Annotated in this window: 19 protein-coding genes; 11 read left to right on the forward strand and 8 right to left on the reverse strand. The window is 35.7% G+C overall.

The features are described from left to right. The first annotated feature begins 39 nt into the window (after positions 1-39). Positions 40-885 carry a hypothetical protein gene (locus tag LEP1GSC050_RS15735; protein WP_010568702.1) on the forward strand — a complete coding sequence of 282 codons (846 nt, stop codon included), beginning with the start codon at positions 40-42 and terminating at the stop codon, positions 883-885. Between the two features lie 19 nt (positions 886-904). Here LEP1GSC050_RS15735 and LEP1GSC050_RS20695 read toward each other — a convergent pair whose 3' ends face one another. Both LEP1GSC050_RS20695 and LEP1GSC050_RS15740 read right to left on the reverse strand, forming a co-directional pair. Then, a complete protein-coding gene (locus tag LEP1GSC050_RS20695) occupies positions 905-1,126 on the reverse strand; it encodes a helix-turn-helix transcriptional regulator (protein WP_332248741.1) in 222 nt (73 codons plus the stop codon). After that, positions 1,126-1,446, reverse strand: a complete 321-nt coding sequence (locus tag LEP1GSC050_RS15740) for a helix-turn-helix domain-containing protein (protein WP_010568703.1) — start codon at positions 1,444-1,446, stop codon at positions 1,126-1,128. The genes LEP1GSC050_RS20695 and LEP1GSC050_RS15740 overlap by 1 nt, the downstream gene beginning before the upstream one ends. Positions 1,447-1,972: 526 nt before the next feature. On the opposite strand from LEP1GSC050_RS15740, the gene LEP1GSC050_RS15745 reads away from it, so the two are divergent. From LEP1GSC050_RS15745 to LEP1GSC050_RS15765, 6 genes are all read left to right on the forward strand, one after another. Continuing rightward, positions 1,973-2,539 carry a hypothetical protein gene (locus tag LEP1GSC050_RS15745; RefSeq protein ID WP_010568704.1) on the forward strand — a complete coding sequence of 189 codons (567 nt, stop codon included), beginning with the start codon at positions 1,973-1,975 and terminating at the stop codon, positions 2,537-2,539. Continuing rightward, the gene (locus LEP1GSC050_RS15750) at positions 2,529-3,515 is read left to right on the forward strand and encodes a hypothetical protein (RefSeq protein ID WP_010568705.1); all 987 of its coding nucleotides are present in this window, start codon (positions 2,529-2,531) and stop codon (positions 3,513-3,515) included. Before LEP1GSC050_RS15745 ends, LEP1GSC050_RS15750 begins: the two co-directional genes overlap by 11 nt. Beyond that, entirely contained in the window at positions 3,505-3,672 is a 168-nt protein-coding gene (locus tag LEP1GSC050_RS21010; RefSeq protein WP_010568706.1) for a hypothetical protein, read from the forward strand. The genes LEP1GSC050_RS15750 and LEP1GSC050_RS21010 overlap by 11 nt, the downstream gene beginning before the upstream one ends. Position 3,673: 1 nt before the next feature. Next, positions 3,674-4,090: a DUF2085 domain-containing protein gene (locus tag LEP1GSC050_RS15755; RefSeq protein ID WP_010568707.1), complete on the forward strand. Its 417-nt coding sequence runs from the start codon at positions 3,674-3,676 to the stop codon at positions 4,088-4,090. Positions 4,091-4,149: 59 nt separating this feature from the next. Further along, complete coding sequence (locus LEP1GSC050_RS15760) at positions 4,150-4,521, forward strand: hypothetical protein (protein WP_156895971.1); 372 nt, start codon at positions 4,150-4,152, stop codon at positions 4,519-4,521. A 119-nt stretch (positions 4,522-4,640) separates the two neighbouring features. Then, entirely contained in the window at positions 4,641-5,414 is a 774-nt protein-coding gene (locus LEP1GSC050_RS15765) for a DUF932 domain-containing protein (RefSeq protein WP_020987272.1), read from the forward strand. Positions 5,415-5,502: 88 nt separating this feature from the next. Here the strand turns inward: LEP1GSC050_RS15765 and LEP1GSC050_RS15770 are convergent, their stop codons facing one another. Continuing rightward, entirely contained in the window at positions 5,503-6,495 is a 993-nt protein-coding gene (locus LEP1GSC050_RS15770; RefSeq protein ID WP_156895972.1) for a phage/plasmid replication domain-containing protein, read from the reverse strand. A gap of 781 nt (positions 6,496-7,276) precedes the next feature. Between LEP1GSC050_RS15770 and LEP1GSC050_RS15775 the strand changes: the two genes are divergently transcribed. Continuing rightward, positions 7,277-8,302 carry a hypothetical protein gene (locus tag LEP1GSC050_RS15775; RefSeq protein WP_010568711.1) on the forward strand — a complete coding sequence of 342 codons (1,026 nt, stop codon included), beginning with the start codon at positions 7,277-7,279 and terminating at the stop codon, positions 8,300-8,302. Positions 8,303-8,359: 57 nt separating this feature from the next. Here LEP1GSC050_RS15775 and LEP1GSC050_RS15780 read toward each other — a convergent pair whose 3' ends face one another. Both LEP1GSC050_RS15780 and LEP1GSC050_RS15785 read right to left on the reverse strand, forming a co-directional pair. Continuing rightward, positions 8,360-8,905 carry a tyrosine-type recombinase/integrase gene (locus LEP1GSC050_RS15780; protein WP_010568712.1) on the reverse strand — a complete coding sequence of 182 codons (546 nt, stop codon included), beginning with the start codon at positions 8,903-8,905 and terminating at the stop codon, positions 8,360-8,362. A 12-nt stretch (positions 8,906-8,917) separates the two neighbouring features. Then, a complete protein-coding gene (locus tag LEP1GSC050_RS15785; protein ID WP_010568713.1) occupies positions 8,918-9,277 on the reverse strand; it encodes a hypothetical protein in 360 nt (119 codons plus the stop codon). 158 nt (positions 9,278-9,435) lie between these two features. Here LEP1GSC050_RS15785 and LEP1GSC050_RS15790 point away from each other — a divergent pair, with 158 nt between their 5' ends. Together LEP1GSC050_RS15790 and LEP1GSC050_RS15795 are read left to right on the forward strand one after the other, a co-directional pair. After that, positions 9,436-9,792 carry a hypothetical protein gene (locus LEP1GSC050_RS15790; protein WP_010568714.1) on the forward strand — a complete coding sequence of 119 codons (357 nt, stop codon included), beginning with the start codon at positions 9,436-9,438 and terminating at the stop codon, positions 9,790-9,792. A 448-nt stretch (positions 9,793-10,240) separates the two neighbouring features. After that, the gene (locus tag LEP1GSC050_RS15795) at positions 10,241-10,645 is read left to right on the forward strand and encodes a hypothetical protein (RefSeq protein ID WP_010568715.1); all 405 of its coding nucleotides are present in this window, start codon (positions 10,241-10,243) and stop codon (positions 10,643-10,645) included. Positions 10,646-10,939: 294 nt separating this feature from the next. Here LEP1GSC050_RS15795 and LEP1GSC050_RS15800 read toward each other — a convergent pair whose 3' ends face one another. The 3 genes from LEP1GSC050_RS15800 to LEP1GSC050_RS15810 all read right to left on the reverse strand — a co-directional run bounded on the left by LEP1GSC050_RS15800 (position 10,940) and on the right by LEP1GSC050_RS15810 (position 12,462). Next, on the reverse strand, positions 10,940-11,338 hold the full coding sequence (locus LEP1GSC050_RS15800) for an LIC_13246 family protein (protein WP_010568716.1): 399 nt from the start codon (positions 11,336-11,338) through the stop codon (positions 10,940-10,942). A 65-nt stretch (positions 11,339-11,403) separates the two neighbouring features. After that, positions 11,404-11,793 (reverse strand): hypothetical protein, encoded by a 390-nt coding sequence (locus tag LEP1GSC050_RS15805; RefSeq protein ID WP_010568717.1) that lies wholly within the window; start codon positions 11,791-11,793, stop codon positions 11,404-11,406. A gap of 9 nt (positions 11,794-11,802) precedes the next feature. After that, the gene (locus tag LEP1GSC050_RS15810) at positions 11,803-12,462 is read right to left on the reverse strand and encodes a tyrosine-type recombinase/integrase (RefSeq protein WP_010568718.1); all 660 of its coding nucleotides are present in this window, start codon (positions 12,460-12,462) and stop codon (positions 11,803-11,805) included. A gap of 185 nt (positions 12,463-12,647) precedes the next feature. Between LEP1GSC050_RS15810 and LEP1GSC050_RS15815 the strand changes: the two genes are divergently transcribed. Beyond that, complete coding sequence (locus LEP1GSC050_RS15815; protein ID WP_010568719.1) at positions 12,648-13,418, forward strand: AAA family ATPase; 771 nt, start codon at positions 12,648-12,650, stop codon at positions 13,416-13,418. The last annotated feature ends 1,005 nt before the right edge of the window (positions 13,419-14,423 follow it).

A 14,423-nucleotide genomic window follows, 5' to 3' on the forward strand; every position in this document is an offset into this window, starting at 1 on the left:
GCATAAAGAAAATAAGTAAATTTAGGAAAAAGCTCCTTCATGGAAAAGATAATCAATGTAATCAGCAATATATTTTACGAAAATGATATTGAGTGCAGAGATGAATATTCAAAGAGAACGATTTCATCGGAAGATGATTACACTTCTGTTTTTTGTAAATTAAATAGAGACACTTTTAAAAAATGGTCATATCGATTTATAAATCGTAAATTTAATAAAAGTGAAGAAAGTCGGTTCGGAGCTGATTTTATAATCGTATTTAGAATTTACTCAGGTTGTAAGATTTGTTTTGTTGAGGCAAAAGGCCCGAGAATTAAAACGTCTCCGAATTATAATTGGGATAAGATCGGAATAAATGGAAATTCTCATTTCTCCGATCAACTCCTGCGGCAGGCTAAATGGAGTAAAATGGCTGCTATTTGGGAAATGTTTTATAACGACGCTTTGCCAGGGGCTCCGGACCCGACTCTGGATTTAAGCGGTTCTGATTGTGTTTGGCATCAGATAGCATTTGAATACTGTCAGGCCAATGGATATTTGAAGAAAAGTTGGAATAATCGAAGTTTGTTAAACCTGCTAAATATTCGGAATAAAGTCATTCATAGGCATGATGATTTATATGGAAAGAATATTCGGGATATGATTTATAAGATTTTAAAATGCAGTAAAGGAAGTTTGATTAGCTTTACTGATCCGGAAGATTTTATTGTTATAGAATCTAATGAAGGAGACTTAACCGCTAAAATTCCTGTTCCAAATTTAACGAACATTAATCAGGGAAAACTATTAGAAAATTTAGATGCTTTTATGACAGGATATAACCTCAAAGACTATTTGTTCTTTGATGTCCGTAATTTGGTCGACACTAACAATAATTCTGCTTAGGAACTATTGTTGGAATTAATTAAATATCAAAGATATCTTTTGCCTTTACCTGAAGAATCCGGGTTAGTCGATAAATCGTTCTCAAGCTTGGATTAGACCTGCCATTTTCTATATTCTGAATTGTTCTATACGGAATTCCATCATCTCCAAAATCTAGATCCTCATGAGTGAGTCTCTTCTCGCTCCGTAAATCTTTGATTGTCCTTCCTTTCTTTGTTATATATCCAATAAATAGTATTATTACCTCATTTTACTCTTTTTCTTTATAGGGACGGCAAGTTCTTTAGAGATAGATCGCTGTCTTTTTCTTTTGGGAAATTCTTTCTTAAGAGGTCTATCTTTCAGTAAAGGAATATCCAAAAGTTCCTTAGGATGAATACCTAATGAATCTGCAATAATTAGCAGTGTTTTTAAGCTAGGCATACCCTTGCCCGCTTCAATCTTCTGATAAATACGTAGACTAATTTCTAAGCCAGCTACACTTTCCTGGCTCATATCCCGGGCTTCTCTGAGGTTTCGGATCTTTTGAATAATACTTTTTAAAATTGGATCATAATCCATCTCAAAAGCATAAGCAATTTCCGAACAAATAGCCACGATCGATCATACATGAACAATAGTTCGTATTAATATTTATTGACCCTTTTAACCGCGATGGTATAAGTTGGTAAAATTTCAGGAATTAATGTTGAGGTCGTTTGCGTTGAAGGATTCCCTCTGGCTCCGCTCCTCTTATTAGAATTGAATACTAAGGCAGCGGTATCAATTGGTAAGTGTTCATGCTCTATAAAAAAGACCTATGAAAAGTGGAGGTGGGGCATTTGGAAATATTTTGTTAAACACTCAGTCTTCCAGTGTTGCGAGAATCAACTATTGAAGACTTCTGACATAAGATAGATGTAGATGATTGCATTAAAGCAAGAGGGCGGGCTTCGATCTCCTGGGCTTGCAGCACTTCTTGCATGTAATCTTAAACCTGTTAATCAAATCTATCGAAAAGATTCTGAAAAATGGAAACTAAATCAAAAAGAACTTTCCTTAATTCAAAAGAAGAGTTTTGACAGAAAAAATGTTTAGGAGACAGTATATGAAAAATATAATATTTATAGCGATGATTTTATCTTCGCATTCTTTATTCTCGATAGATCTGGAGAATTCTTGGTTTATTGATACGAAAGAAATGAAATGCAAGAATGTTTTGGAGGCCAAGCAGAATAATAAGTTGGATATTTCTCCACAAGGAATCAAAAAAGCGGATGCAAGTTGCCGAAAGACTAAATTGACAAAAATCGAAAATAAAGATGGGATTAACACCCTCGCTTGTATTGGGAGAGAATACTTTTTTACTGCATCTGAAGACTCATGCAAACGCTTGGAGCAATTTATCTCTCTTAATGCAAGAAAATGGTATTGGCTCGCATATAGAGACTCTAAAGCAAATTGCGGTTATACTGGTGAGCCTCCGTTTGATTCTATGGCTCCGGAAAAATTTGTCTACAAGGAAGGATGTAAGCTTATAACCTACAATCTTGAATCGGGAGTTCTATTGTTTGATTGTTCAGGAAATCCTACATATTCAGACATGCCTAAGATTGCCTTTACCGATTCGCAAGAGAAGTGTCTAACTTTGAAAGATCTTTATCATGCAAATTAAGAATTTCATCTTAACTTCAAAATTAATAATACTTGCTATAGCTTTCGTTTTTGCAAATTGTTTGCCTTACGTAAAGGACTACAAACTTGAATCCGAGAAAGAGATAGGTCGCAGTCCGGAATACGAATCAGATATTGTCATTGAGCAGTCTTTAGTTTATAACGTTCTTGAATTTACCGTAAATGAAACGGCTAAGAACTATAGCCAAATTAAAAAGGAGCAAGAATTTAAAGTCGGGAACAAATTGGATTTCAGTCAGCCAGTATGTTCAGGAGATGGCATGGTCGCTTCAAATTCAAACAAACATTCCTATTGGCGATGTATGTTCGGATGGACCCATCTAAGCTACGGATTAGGTTATTTGATTTCAATTCCTTTGTTTCTCTATGATTGGATAACTTATCCAATTTATGCCTCCCTTAGTAGTAATGAGATAAGGAAGGTTGAGGAGAGAAAATTAGACAGCACAGAAAATGTTAAAACTCCCGAGGGGATTCTTAAATTTACTCAAACCTATCCTAAGAAAATAGAGAAGGCTATTTCATTTAAGAATGGTAAGGCGGAGGTCCGCCTATCAGAAGAGGAAAGGTTCCAGCTTTGGAAAGGGGATTACCAATTCCAATATTCTTTCCAGGGACCAAGCCAAGTAAGAAAATACAATGTAACTTACCCGAAACCGAAGCCTTACGAATGGGATAAGTCTTTTGTAGAGAAGGCTAAATTGAAGCTAAAGGCAGAGGGAGTAGCCGAATACAATCGATGTGCTGGCCGATTTACCATATCTGCAATTCATGAGAGTTACAGATATTTCCCTTTCTTAATGGAAGAAGACAAATATTCGGCCAATCTTCTTTTTAAGAATGTTTGTGGAAAATATTCAGGAACAAGTGCTGAGGGTGATTGTTTGAAAGATTTTTATAGCTGTAGTAAATCAGTTAGAGAATACGAGGAAGAAAATATCAAGTATGAAAAGTGAGAATGATAAAGAAAAAGAAGAAATTATCATAGAAACAAAAACAAAAGGATTCGGATGGATAAAATCCTGCTTTGGCTTTCTATGCTTAGGTCCATTCGGATTGCTTTGCGGACTCTGTGGTATGGGAAAAAGTAAAACTCGAATCTATAAAAAGTAAAATGAAGTCTTCGGTTACTTGGCATAGAATAGAGGGAGTTCTATTGAGAAAAATGGATTCCATACGTGAAAATGTATCTCACATTCCATTTTTCTGTCATCAATGGGAAGAAAGAAGTTTCGCATATAAAGGACATGTATTTCCAGTCTGCGCTAGATGCACAGGAGTCTATTTCGGACAAATAAGTTCCCTTTTTTTCTTACCTTGGAATTGGTCTTTTTCGATTACCTTAATTATTCCTTTTAGTCTTATGATTCCAATGCTTGCCGACTGGAGTTTACAAGAATATCTTAATATGACCTCCAATAATGTAAGGCGAGTAATTACAGGGTATTTAGGTGGAGTAGGATTTTACGGAATCGGTATTTTTGCAGTTCATAATATATTTCTTTGGTTGCGTCATTTGTTATTTAATTAAATTTAAGAAAAATGGACTCGATCCGGTCTGAAATACGTTATCTATCTTCTCTGGATGGATTGGCATTTAAAGATATAGAAATTAAGGAATTATTTTACAAAGCATTTCCTACGCTTTTCAGATATTCAATAATTGTAGAAGACCTAAAAAATAAAGAATATTGGAATTCAGTATCGGAATATGGATTAGAAGTCCCGAAGTCCTGGTTAATCTTTGTTTTTGAGGCTTTAGAATCTATTAGTTTACTGGTGTCAGATTTAGAAGATCCTCCCTACATTTGTCAGATTAAAGAAAAATACCAGACTCTGCGTATTTACTTAAAGGAAATGCAACCATTGGATTTCACTATGTCTGAACAAATTGAAAACATTATTCAAAAGACTAATGATAAACTACTTCAATTGAATCTTCGCGAAGAATATATAAAATAATCGTTCGTAGCTAATCTCAGACTTCACCAAGAAAATAAAAATATAGAATCAGAAAAAAACGCTTTCTCGTTTTACATTTGAAGAAAATGAAACTCCTGGTTCTGTTCTTAGGAGTTCAAATGAGTATTAGTCACGAGGAGTTAAAAGAAAGAACTCCATCTGTTTTTTCGGATTCCTATTATGGACAAACAAGCGAAAGATATTTACATATTAAAACTTCTGATGTTCTCTCACTCTTTCAGGAGAAAGGGTGGGAGATTCAGACTGCCTCAGAGAAGAATGTTAGAGTAGAAGATCGGAAAGGTTTTCAAAAACACCTAGTAATATTAAAACACAACGACTATAAGATTGAGGACGAAGGGAATCTTAATGTAGTAATCCGCAATTCTTATGATCGAACAAACTCTCTAGAATTGTTCTATGGATTTATGAGAGTCGTTTGTTGTAATCAGTTAATGGTAAGAAACCTTGGAAATGGCGAACATTCGATCTTTCGACACTATAAAAAGAATCGAGAGCCCATTCAGAATAAAATTAATCAAGTTCTGAACGGGTTTGAAGGATTTGTAGAAGAGATACGGTTTCTAAAAGCCAAAGAACTTTCTCCTGATCAGGTAAAGCTATTCGTAAGGAAAGCTATAGATCTTCGTTTCGGATCTGACTTTATTGTAGACCAAGAAAGTATTGAGACTTCAGTCCTGCGAGTTCGCCGACCAGAGGATAGAGGATTTGATTCCTGGAAGGTCCTCAATCGTGTTCAAGAGACTTTCGTAAAAGGCCTCGGTCGATATATTGTTCCTTCTGTCGGTCAAAGAAAAATAAAGAGCCTTACTAGTATAGATAGGTTGGTCTCTTTCAACAACGATCTTTGGCAGTTGGCAAAGACCATTTAGAAGATTCTGAAAGCATGGGAAGGGTGCACGATTAGTCACAGTCATGCTTTAACCCTTCCTCAAAATTAATGGATCAAATTCCTTAGTTTTAAATGACTTCGAAATTTGATTTCTTTGCTTGCTTATCTAAAAAGGCTTCTATCAATTCCTGTGCTAACCCTCCAAAGCCGTGAATAAAATCAGAAGCCAATATCCCCGTCTGCTTTAAGACCTTAACAGCTTTAGCACTACGTTGCTTTGCCTTCCGGACTGCTTCCTTGTTTCTGTTGGCCAAGGGTTTCTTTTTCGTTGATACTTTCGTGGTTGGGGTAAAAGGAATGTGTAGGATTTTTAGTGTTTCTTCTGTGAAACCCATGATCCTGTTCTTCTTAGTATTAGAATAATACAAGGTAAGTGCCTCTTGAATGTTCGAACAATCTAAAGGGATAATATCTGCCATGCTTTCGATTTGGCGAAGGAATCCAAATGCTTTAGCTGTGAATGTATTAAACACATAGTCAATATTATCAAATACTGATAGAAGGACATTGGTCTTGAGGACGTGCTTTATTTTATGAGATCTCAAAAGCCTTAATTCAATTCTAAGTATCTCATCTGACCCCTCCGGCAATTGTAATTCTTCCCGTTTGTCGTATGCACAAAGGGCCCAGGATTTGTTTTCAAAGTAAATTGTATTACTCTCTTTTCTGAATTCAGTTCTTGGAACTTCCAATAATTCCAATAGGTGAACATATTCACTATATTTACTGGAAAGCTTTACGTTCTGGAATATGTCTAGACGAGAGACTTTTATTTTCTTCCAGTTTTTGATAGTTATCCCTATGTCTCCTAGTTTCAGAGTAAGGAATTCTTGAAGATCTTCCTGACCAAGTGGAGAATCAGGGTATAAATTACACCCATTATAGAGTTTAGCTAGAGAGAAGTAGAACCAATACTCCTTCTTTCTCTCAGTCCGTTCTTTAAATCTGACATTGATATACTTTGTCCGGTATTCTATTATCTCATCCCCATTTTTATCTTTGTATTTCCGGAATTTTACTTTATCCGGGTCCAGAGTTGTGTTAAGGTTAGAGGTGAACATATGCACCGTATCAATCCCCAAGAAAGAGTAGGGATCTTGCGTTGTCGTGAAAGTCATCAAGAGCATCCTTTTCATTAAATTCAGTGCTCTTATGTCTTATTAACTCATAGGATCGCTCGTATAGATCGAGTATCCTAGTTATGTCACAAAACCCTTCCAACCTATGAAGCCGGAATTTGAGCACCGTAAAATGAATTAGTGCTTTTTGTTTTTACTTTATTTTTGATACTTAAGGGATAATTTCGGACTGCTTGAGTAGTCGAACCTAAATTCTTCGAAAGAATAATAGGTTTTTAACTATTAGTTAAACAGAGCACTGGCGTCCTAATTTTTTCTTATTATATAGGGTCAGTCACTTACGCTTGGTCCTCGCTTTCGAAACCCTCCCTGAACAAACAGACACCCATTGCTTTATATAATAAGGCAAATCTCGGACGCGACTGGAACATAATCTTATAAAAAGCTAATGGTTCAAAAAGGCGAGTTTTGATTTGGACACTTATCCAAAGCAACTTCTGAAAAAATTTCCAAACAACTACTAACTAAAGGAAAATTAAAACGGAAGGAAACCGGACTTCTGAGCAGGGCTTTAAAAAGTGAAAATTAAATTAGAAAGACATAATGTGAAAATCAATCTTGAACCTTGGTCGGAACCCGGAATCAATCTGGAAAATTTTCTACTAACTATTCGGGCCCACGTTCGAGCACTGGAAATTGAAAGGAGTAAGTCCTGTAAATTCATTGTTCGAACTGGGTACTAAAAGTCAAGGAGGTTCCTGGTATGGAACTTATTGAAGAAATGGATAAGGAAAAGATCGCAGAAGGTTTCTGGATCTCAAGACCTGATGGAGTGAACATCGGAATAGAGAAAATTACTTTCTCCTTTCCTATAGAAGACATTGAGAAGATTGGCCTGGATAGAATATCTAAGCCAGACAAGGAAATTCCTGAGCATTCCAAAATTGATGTTCAGGTCAAAGGTAGAAAAGTTTATATAACGTATCCTTTTGCACAACTATCTCATGGATTTTATCTTCCTGGGGATTTTTTGGAAGATATAAAGTATTGCATAATGGATTTAGAATCAGATGTAAAAATGCAAAAGGGATGTGTAATTCAGAGCTTTGATAATATGGAAATTGAAAAGCTTCATCTAATTCAGGCTGTAGCAATTGAATGTGATGATCTTGAAGATTTCCAATTGCTGGAGTGGTTGAATGGAAGATACAATGGTGAATTCCACAAGCTTGAAGAAACAGAAGATCTGATCAATGGCGGAAAAGTCCGTAGAATTATGAAGACTTTCTATGAAAAAGAAGAATCTCATTGGAAAACATTGGCTAATGAAATGTATCAAGTAGAGTTTAGTGTAGTTTTGGAAAATGCGCAAAGTATAAAGGAGGCACTCGGTGAAATTTATCTTGAGGCATTGAACATAGATAATCTTAAAAAAGTAATGCAACAAAATGCCAAAGTGTTTTTTAACTCATTGGGATATATACACCCATTGGTAAGGATTTTGGAAAGCTTGGATGTAATTGATCAGGAAATGGGCTCTGTTTGGAGAAGAGCAGCATCCATGAAATACCCTGACAATTATGAAAGGCATTTTCCTGAAATGTACCATGACACTGTGGAAATATATGAGGAAAATGTAAAGAACCTAAAAGAACTGAGAAGATTTATCAACTATTTAACAAGGGGGATAGTGGATCCTGTGGGAGGTTCTAATTCAATCCTAAAGTCAATAGATAGGCTTGGCAAAGAGTTAGTAGGTCCTGAGTTCTCCTTTGAGTTAAGGTACTAAAGTAAGTAAATGCAATTATGTTTATAAGGAATTAGAGTGATTGTTGGCTGGGATCATTTAGGGGTAGGTCCCGGTCAATAGTCTTTGACCTACAGTATTTCGTAGGCTTTGAGGGTGGATGAGTTTTCCGGAAAGAGTTCGAGCGTTCCAGGAGTTTACAATCAATTGTAGCCCGCGAGTAGTAAGGTTCTTCCTTTCCTTTTGATTCTTTCTCGGACGACTTACAAAGAAATAGTCAGAGTCGATTCCGAATTTCTCGTGATACTCCCTTACAGCGCTTAGGGAAGCTTCGCTAATAGCTGAAGATTTGAGCCTTCCACATTTTCCCATATAACTGATGTAGGACTGCTCAGAGAGGCCTTTAGACACGTCTGAGAGCTTTAGGGAGACGATTTCCATAGCCAATAGTCCTAATTCCTGCATTACAAGGAAAAGGGCTCTGTTTCGATAGTCTTCTTCTGTTTCAGGTTCAGAGAAGTCTTGATACAGCTTTTCGAGAGTCTCTTCTGAAAGTCTATTTTCGGTAAGCGAGAAGTTTGGATCCTTTTGTTCAGACTTAGGATAAAGGGAGGATAGGTAGATTACATTCGATTCTATAGACATAGATTAAACTCCTTAAGATTGGATTGAAATTGTTTCGGGTTTTGAGTCGTCTTCGTCGAGAGTTCGGATATAAGTAACTGGCTGGCCGAAATCATCTGTTGAAGATATAGCGACAAAGACTTGGAAAGGAATTTGAAATAAGTGGACCGGCGAAAAGCGAACTAAGAAAAGCTTAATCTTTGGAGTTAAGGTCGTAATAATACCTTCCTTACTTCCGCGAATTATATCTTGTAAGATTCTTTCAGGATCTTTCGGAGGCCGGCTCTTATCAGTGGCCTTATTGATTTCGTCTTTAACTTTTTTAGAAATTATGAGTCTTCCTTCTGTTGCTTTAGGAGAGTCCTCAATATGTGTTATATGTTTGAATTCCATAGATTTATTTTCTCTAAGGAATTAGTAGGAGATTGTATTAATTCAGAATAAATAAATGTAGTTTTGCGAGTATTACTCTTTGATTAAGTAATTCTAACTCTGATAGAAACTTTTCGGAACTGTTTCCACTAATTAAACAAATTAGGAGGAAATCAGAAATGGCTAATTTAACGTGTACGTATTGTCTCGCAGAGTTTGATCTCTGCCAAGATAACAAAGGAGGTCGTCAGCCACAGAAAGTGGACGTTCCTTGTAAAAAATGTGGAACTACAGTCTATCAAAGAGATGAGCTAACCACCACCAAATACTATCTGATAGATAAAACAAGTGAAATGGAGCTTCCCTTTGGCACTCGTAAGACAGATGCTAAAGGAAAGAAGATTAAACTCGGTCCTTTTTGCAATTGCAAGATTAGAATGGAAGCCTTGGGAGGGAAGTATGGTAAGTTCTGGACTTGCGTTGGAGTTCCAGGATGTGGAATGAAGAAGAAGGTAAGGAAGAGGAAAGATACATAAGCAGTTCGAATAACTGAAGTATCATTCTGTAGCCGGGGAGAGTTCGCATTGTATTAAGAATGCTTACTCTCCCCGCAATTGGTAATGAACAAGGGTTAAAATGACCATGGTTTTTAAAACTAGGCTGAACCTCAAAATGACTTTGGGAAAAAAGTTTCAATTTTCAAGAAAAAGTTCCAATCTCAAGATTTCTATAATCGAAAAGCATAATGTGATAATTCATATCACGCATATCTAATTTACTAATCTATTTACCTATTAGAAAAAAAAATCTGAAAAGTTAAACTTTTTTCCCATTTTGATTTTGAGAAAGGGAAAACACCCCATAAAATATAATTAAGAAATCAAGATGGTTTCTGCGATTTCTTCGAACGAAATTTGAAGGAATTTAAAATTAAATTTAAGGAGAAATAGTAGGGCTTGTTAGCTCTGCTAAAGTAAAATCAAAATGAGTGAGAAAATAAAGGAGCCTAAGGTTAAAAAGAAAAGCAAAGTGGAGATGAAAATTGATGAACTTTCTCTTCAACTTAAAAGTAAAGAAATTAGCCCAATGGAATTTGCTGAGAAATTTCCAATTAAAGTAGAAAAGATGCCCAAGGAGGAGCTTATACCTATTGCAGTTACTGTGTATAAAGAAACTCATGGTGAAAAAAAGTATAAGAAAATTCAGAATGATTTTGATGCAATAATTGGAATCGTCCGTGAATTTGTTTTGATGTATATGACAACCCTCAGAGAGGGTTATCAGTTCATTAAAAAGAATGACAAAGCATTTGCGTTACTAACTCAAAGGGCTGCAGATGAGTCTATGAGGGTTTACCCTTGGTTGTCTGAAAATTATTACATGGATTGAGGGGAATTACTAAGACTATATCCATACTGGCTGTCCGGAACGCTTAATATGGATTCGTTTAGTCACCAAAAATAATGTCTGATAAGTGTCAGTTTTACCAAGTAATCAAAGGTTTCATGATTCTTGGTATCGAAACCAACTGATTGCATTCATTCGATTGGGATTTCCAGTCTATCTAAAATGGAGGGGAGTAGATGTTGATTAGATTTTATAATAAAAATACTAGTCATCTACTCCCCCTATAGAGTATTAATACATCTCCTCTCAATCCCTTTGCGTTTCTCTGCTTTGTTTTTAGACATCTTCGGGAATTTCTCCGGAGTAAGGCTCGCAATGGTTCGTATAGATGTCCGTCATATTGAGAATATCAAAGGCATCATGCTTTAGTATCCCGGCCTTTTCTAATTCAATTCTTTCCATTTGTATTCCATCAATGTGGATCCAGGAATTGTACTTATCTTCAGTCTTGGCGAAAACTAAATACTCGTAGTCCCCAAATTTTTTTAGCACTACTACGGGCGAATCGGATTCAACAAGTCTCTTTTTAAATATCCAGGTTTCATTTGAGACTTTGGTGTTGCCTTGGATCATTTCATGGAAGGCGATTAAGGAACGGAGAATATCATTGAAGATTTTTAAGCCTTCTTCATTGATTTGGAACCATTTATCTTTTTGATTTCGTATTTCAGTCACCGAAATAATATTCGAAAACAGTAAAATACCGAAAGGAAAAAATTGGAGATTGTATAAAAAAGAAATTAGTCTTCGTTTATGCTCAAGATGAGTAAGTATTGATCTTCCGATTCTTTCGGTAATGAAATTTTTCTAAAAGCTCTATATCTATTTAGAGAGGGTAGTAGGCCCTTGAAATAAACTAAGAATATTTCGATATCTTCGCTTACTTTATCAATAACACGACCCACGCTACCAGCCATTAGATTATAAACAATCCGTGAGGGAGATTTCTTATCTCGAGATTTGCTATATACCGTGTTCAACTCTGACCAAACTGTTTTTGAAACGTATACCTGACACTTATAGAATTCTTCTACGCGGTATCGATATGGGGGGACCATAAGGCTTACAATTTCTCCTGATTCGATCAATTCTTGAAGAGAATTAGTTTCTATCTTTTCAAGTAAGGTCATTTCTTTGTTTTACTCCCACTTGAGAAATCTTGAGGCGTTAAAATAGGGTTTTGTGTAGAAAAGCACGCTCGTGTTTACTGTGCTATGATTCAGGAGCAAGCGTACTGCTCCAGATCCGGCGAGGTCCATAAGCTTTGAAGCGGCTGTATGCCTCAGACTATGGGGGTGTATTAATTTATTAGAACATGTTCTAACATTCCAAGAATTGACGATTAACTGGAGTCCACGCGTAGATAAATTAGATCGTTCCTTTTGATTTCCTCGCGGAAGGGACAGGAAGAAATAATCATAATTGCCTTCGAACCTGGAATGGTATTCTCGAATAAAGCCTAGTGTTTCTTCAGCTATAACGGCAAAAGCCATCTTCCCTCCCTTCTTGGTATATGAGATTAATGTTTCTCCAGAAGGAGCCAAGAAAAGGTCGGAAAACCTAAGAGAAACAACTTCTTTTGCACGTAACGCGGTAAGGTACATCAAATTCAACAAAGCTCTATTTCGATAGTCTCGTTCTGATACTGGATCCGAAAATTTCTTAATCAAATCGATCATTGTCTGGTCGGTTAGGCCCTTGCCTAGCATCAGCCCAGATTCGGGGCCTGACCTTTTTGGAGTTCCAGTTCTGGCATTCCGAAACTCAGCGAGATTTATTACGTTAGTTCTTATTGACATGATTTAAAACGAATCCAAAATAAGGCTAACGGATGTATAGCTTTCGATTGGTTAAAAGAAAAGGATTTTTCTGAATTCTGCTTTAAAAAACGGATTGATATATATTATGAAAACATAAAACACATTCCGTTTCTTTTCTGAAAGCGGAAGCACTTTTAATAAACAGGATACGGCAGGGATAAATAATGAGATACTTGGGTTTTAATATTAGAAATTTCAAAGGAATACGAGAAGTATCGATTGATCTAAATAAGAAGCCCTATATTAATATTTTTACATTAATTGGATTAAATGAGAGTGGTAAGACTACGATTTTGGAGGCAATTCATTATTTTTCAATTTTGGAAACGAAGGATGATCATAAATATATACCAAAATCTAAAAAACACAATTATAACGAATCCATTACTGTAGAAGCCATATTGGAATTATCTGAGGAAGACAAATTAGATTTTAGGGGTTTCCTGAAGCAAAATTTTAATTTCAAATTAATAAGCGACAGCATTGTATTTACAGTCGAGAAAAGGCAAAGTTTTAAAAATTCTGCATTAAGTGAATCCACCCGATCATGGAGAGGAAGCTTTAGAGTTTTATATGGAAAGAACAATAAGGAAAGGGACGTCGAAATATCTGACGAAAGTTTTAAAGCAATTCAAGATTATCTAGAAAAGTTGCGTCCCGTGATAGTTTATTTCCCAAATTTTTTATTTGATGTCCCGGAAAAAATTTACCTTCAGGAATTGCCGGACACGCCGGAGAAGGCGCCCCAAAAAGAGCAGACAAAAGAGGCATTGACTCTCCCATTTTTCCTCAGGGCAGTTCAGGATGTATTGGATTATATGGATGAAGGTTTAACTATTTTCAATCATATTATAGAAAGTTTCAATGCACGAGAAAATTCAAAAGCAGATAAAGAAGCAATCGTCTTCTGCGTTTATATGGATTTCTCGATTTGAATTATGATTGCAATGGCAGATTTGGATTTTCGAAAACAATTTTTCCCAGGTAAAACCTTCATTTGGAACTAGTAGATTCGGAACCAATACAAAGAATAGAAGCCGGAGCAGAGTTATTTTTATTAAAGTCAGCAGAAACAAATCCAAATATAATTCCGAATGATTAGAGAAATTCTTAGTCGAGATCTTGCCGTCAAACAAAAAATACTGATCTGCTTTTTCGGTAAGTTATAGTTGTGATAGAACAGAAATTATTAATACGCCTATGATGAAGTTATGTGATAGTTTTTAGAAAACTTGTGGGAAATATCAATCAAAGATGAAAATGAAGGTAATCTGGGTTCGGTTCAAAGCAAGTAGAATCGATTGCATTGAGCACTATGAGTTTAGCGAGAAGAAGATATACTTAAGGTAACTTCTTTAATGGGGCCCTTCAGTTGCCTTATATATGCTGGGATTCATAATTCGGATCGTTTTCATTGATTTATACTATATTCTCTATTAAAGCTTATTTTAATTTTGATTCTGAATTATCATTATCGCTTCTTGCAGCTATAAGTTTTTTCAGATAATTTGTCCTTTACAAACTTTTGCACCGTCTAAAGTCTTGATTATGATTCCGGGCTTGCGTAAAATTCTGTTAAGCTTGTCGTTTCTTTCTGCGTGTATTTTATCTATAAATTGTAGTACATTATGCAAATTTGATTTGGTAAGTCCTATTGAAGCAAGTGACTTGCATAGTTCAGATTTATCCCATGAACCGACCGCACCGCAAGAGGAATCTGATTGTGAATGGGACACTGGTAGTTTAAATATATCTTACAAAGAGAAATTTTTTAGCTCATTTATACACCTTTCATTTTCAAGCAATTATATATTTTTCATAGATTCACTATTAAAGATCGAAATTGCTGCTTCAGATTTGCGAGATTCAATCTTTCCGATTGATAGTCATTCTGATCCTGTCTTTAGTATAAATACTATTCGAATTCTTATCTAATCCAC

The sequence above is a fragment of the Leptospira broomii serovar Hurstbridge str. 5399 genome, from assembly GCF_000243715.2.
GTDB lineage: Bacteria > Spirochaetota > Leptospiria > Leptospirales > Leptospiraceae > Leptospira_B > Leptospira_B broomii.

Bases quoted from the DNA above. Each gene is read 5' to 3' on its own strand.
- LEP1GSC050_RS15735 (WP_010568702.1), top strand. From the start codon at position 40: ATGGAAAAGATAATCAATGTAATCAGCAATATATTTTACGAAAATGAT.
- LEP1GSC050_RS15755 (WP_010568707.1), top strand. From the start codon at position 3,674: ATGAAGTCTTCGGTTACTTGGCATAGAATAGAGGGAGTTCTATTGAGA.
- LEP1GSC050_RS15750 (WP_010568705.1), top strand. From the start codon at position 2,529: ATGCAAATTAAGAATTTCATCTTAACTTCAAAATTAATAATACTTGCT.
- LEP1GSC050_RS15790 (WP_010568714.1), top strand. From the start codon at position 9,436: ATGGCTAATTTAACGTGTACGTATTGTCTCGCAGAGTTTGATCTCTGC.
- LEP1GSC050_RS15810 (WP_010568718.1), bottom strand. From the start codon at position 12,462: ATGTCAATAAGAACTAACGTAATAAATCTCGCTGAGTTTCGGAATGCC.
- LEP1GSC050_RS15805 (WP_010568717.1), bottom strand. From the start codon at position 11,793: ATGACCTTACTTGAAAAGATAGAAACTAATTCTCTTCAAGAATTGATC.
- LEP1GSC050_RS15745 (WP_010568704.1), top strand. From the start codon at position 1,973: ATGAAAAATATAATATTTATAGCGATGATTTTATCTTCGCATTCTTTA.
- LEP1GSC050_RS15785 (WP_010568713.1), bottom strand. From the start codon at position 9,277: ATGGAATTCAAACATATAACACATATTGAGGACTCTCCTAAAGCAACA.
- LEP1GSC050_RS15795 (WP_010568715.1), top strand. From the start codon at position 10,241: ATGAGTGAGAAAATAAAGGAGCCTAAGGTTAAAAAGAAAAGCAAAGTG.
- LEP1GSC050_RS15740 (WP_010568703.1), bottom strand. From the start codon at position 1,446: ATGGATTATGATCCAATTTTAAAAAGTATTATTCAAAAGATCCGAAAC.
- LEP1GSC050_RS21010 (WP_010568706.1), top strand. From the start codon at position 3,505: ATGAAAAGTGAGAATGATAAAGAAAAAGAAGAAATTATCATAGAAACA.
- LEP1GSC050_RS15775 (WP_010568711.1), top strand. From the start codon at position 7,277: ATGGAACTTATTGAAGAAATGGATAAGGAAAAGATCGCAGAAGGTTTC.
- LEP1GSC050_RS15780 (WP_010568712.1), bottom strand. From the start codon at position 8,905: ATGTCTATAGAATCGAATGTAATCTACCTATCCTCCCTTTATCCTAAG.
- LEP1GSC050_RS15770 (WP_156895972.1), bottom strand. From the start codon at position 6,495: ATGTTCACCTCTAACCTTAACACAACTCTGGACCCGGATAAAGTAAAA.
- LEP1GSC050_RS15765 (WP_020987272.1), top strand. From the start codon at position 4,641: ATGAGTATTAGTCACGAGGAGTTAAAAGAAAGAACTCCATCTGTTTTT.
- LEP1GSC050_RS15815 (WP_010568719.1), top strand. From the start codon at position 12,648: ATGAGATACTTGGGTTTTAATATTAGAAATTTCAAAGGAATACGAGAA.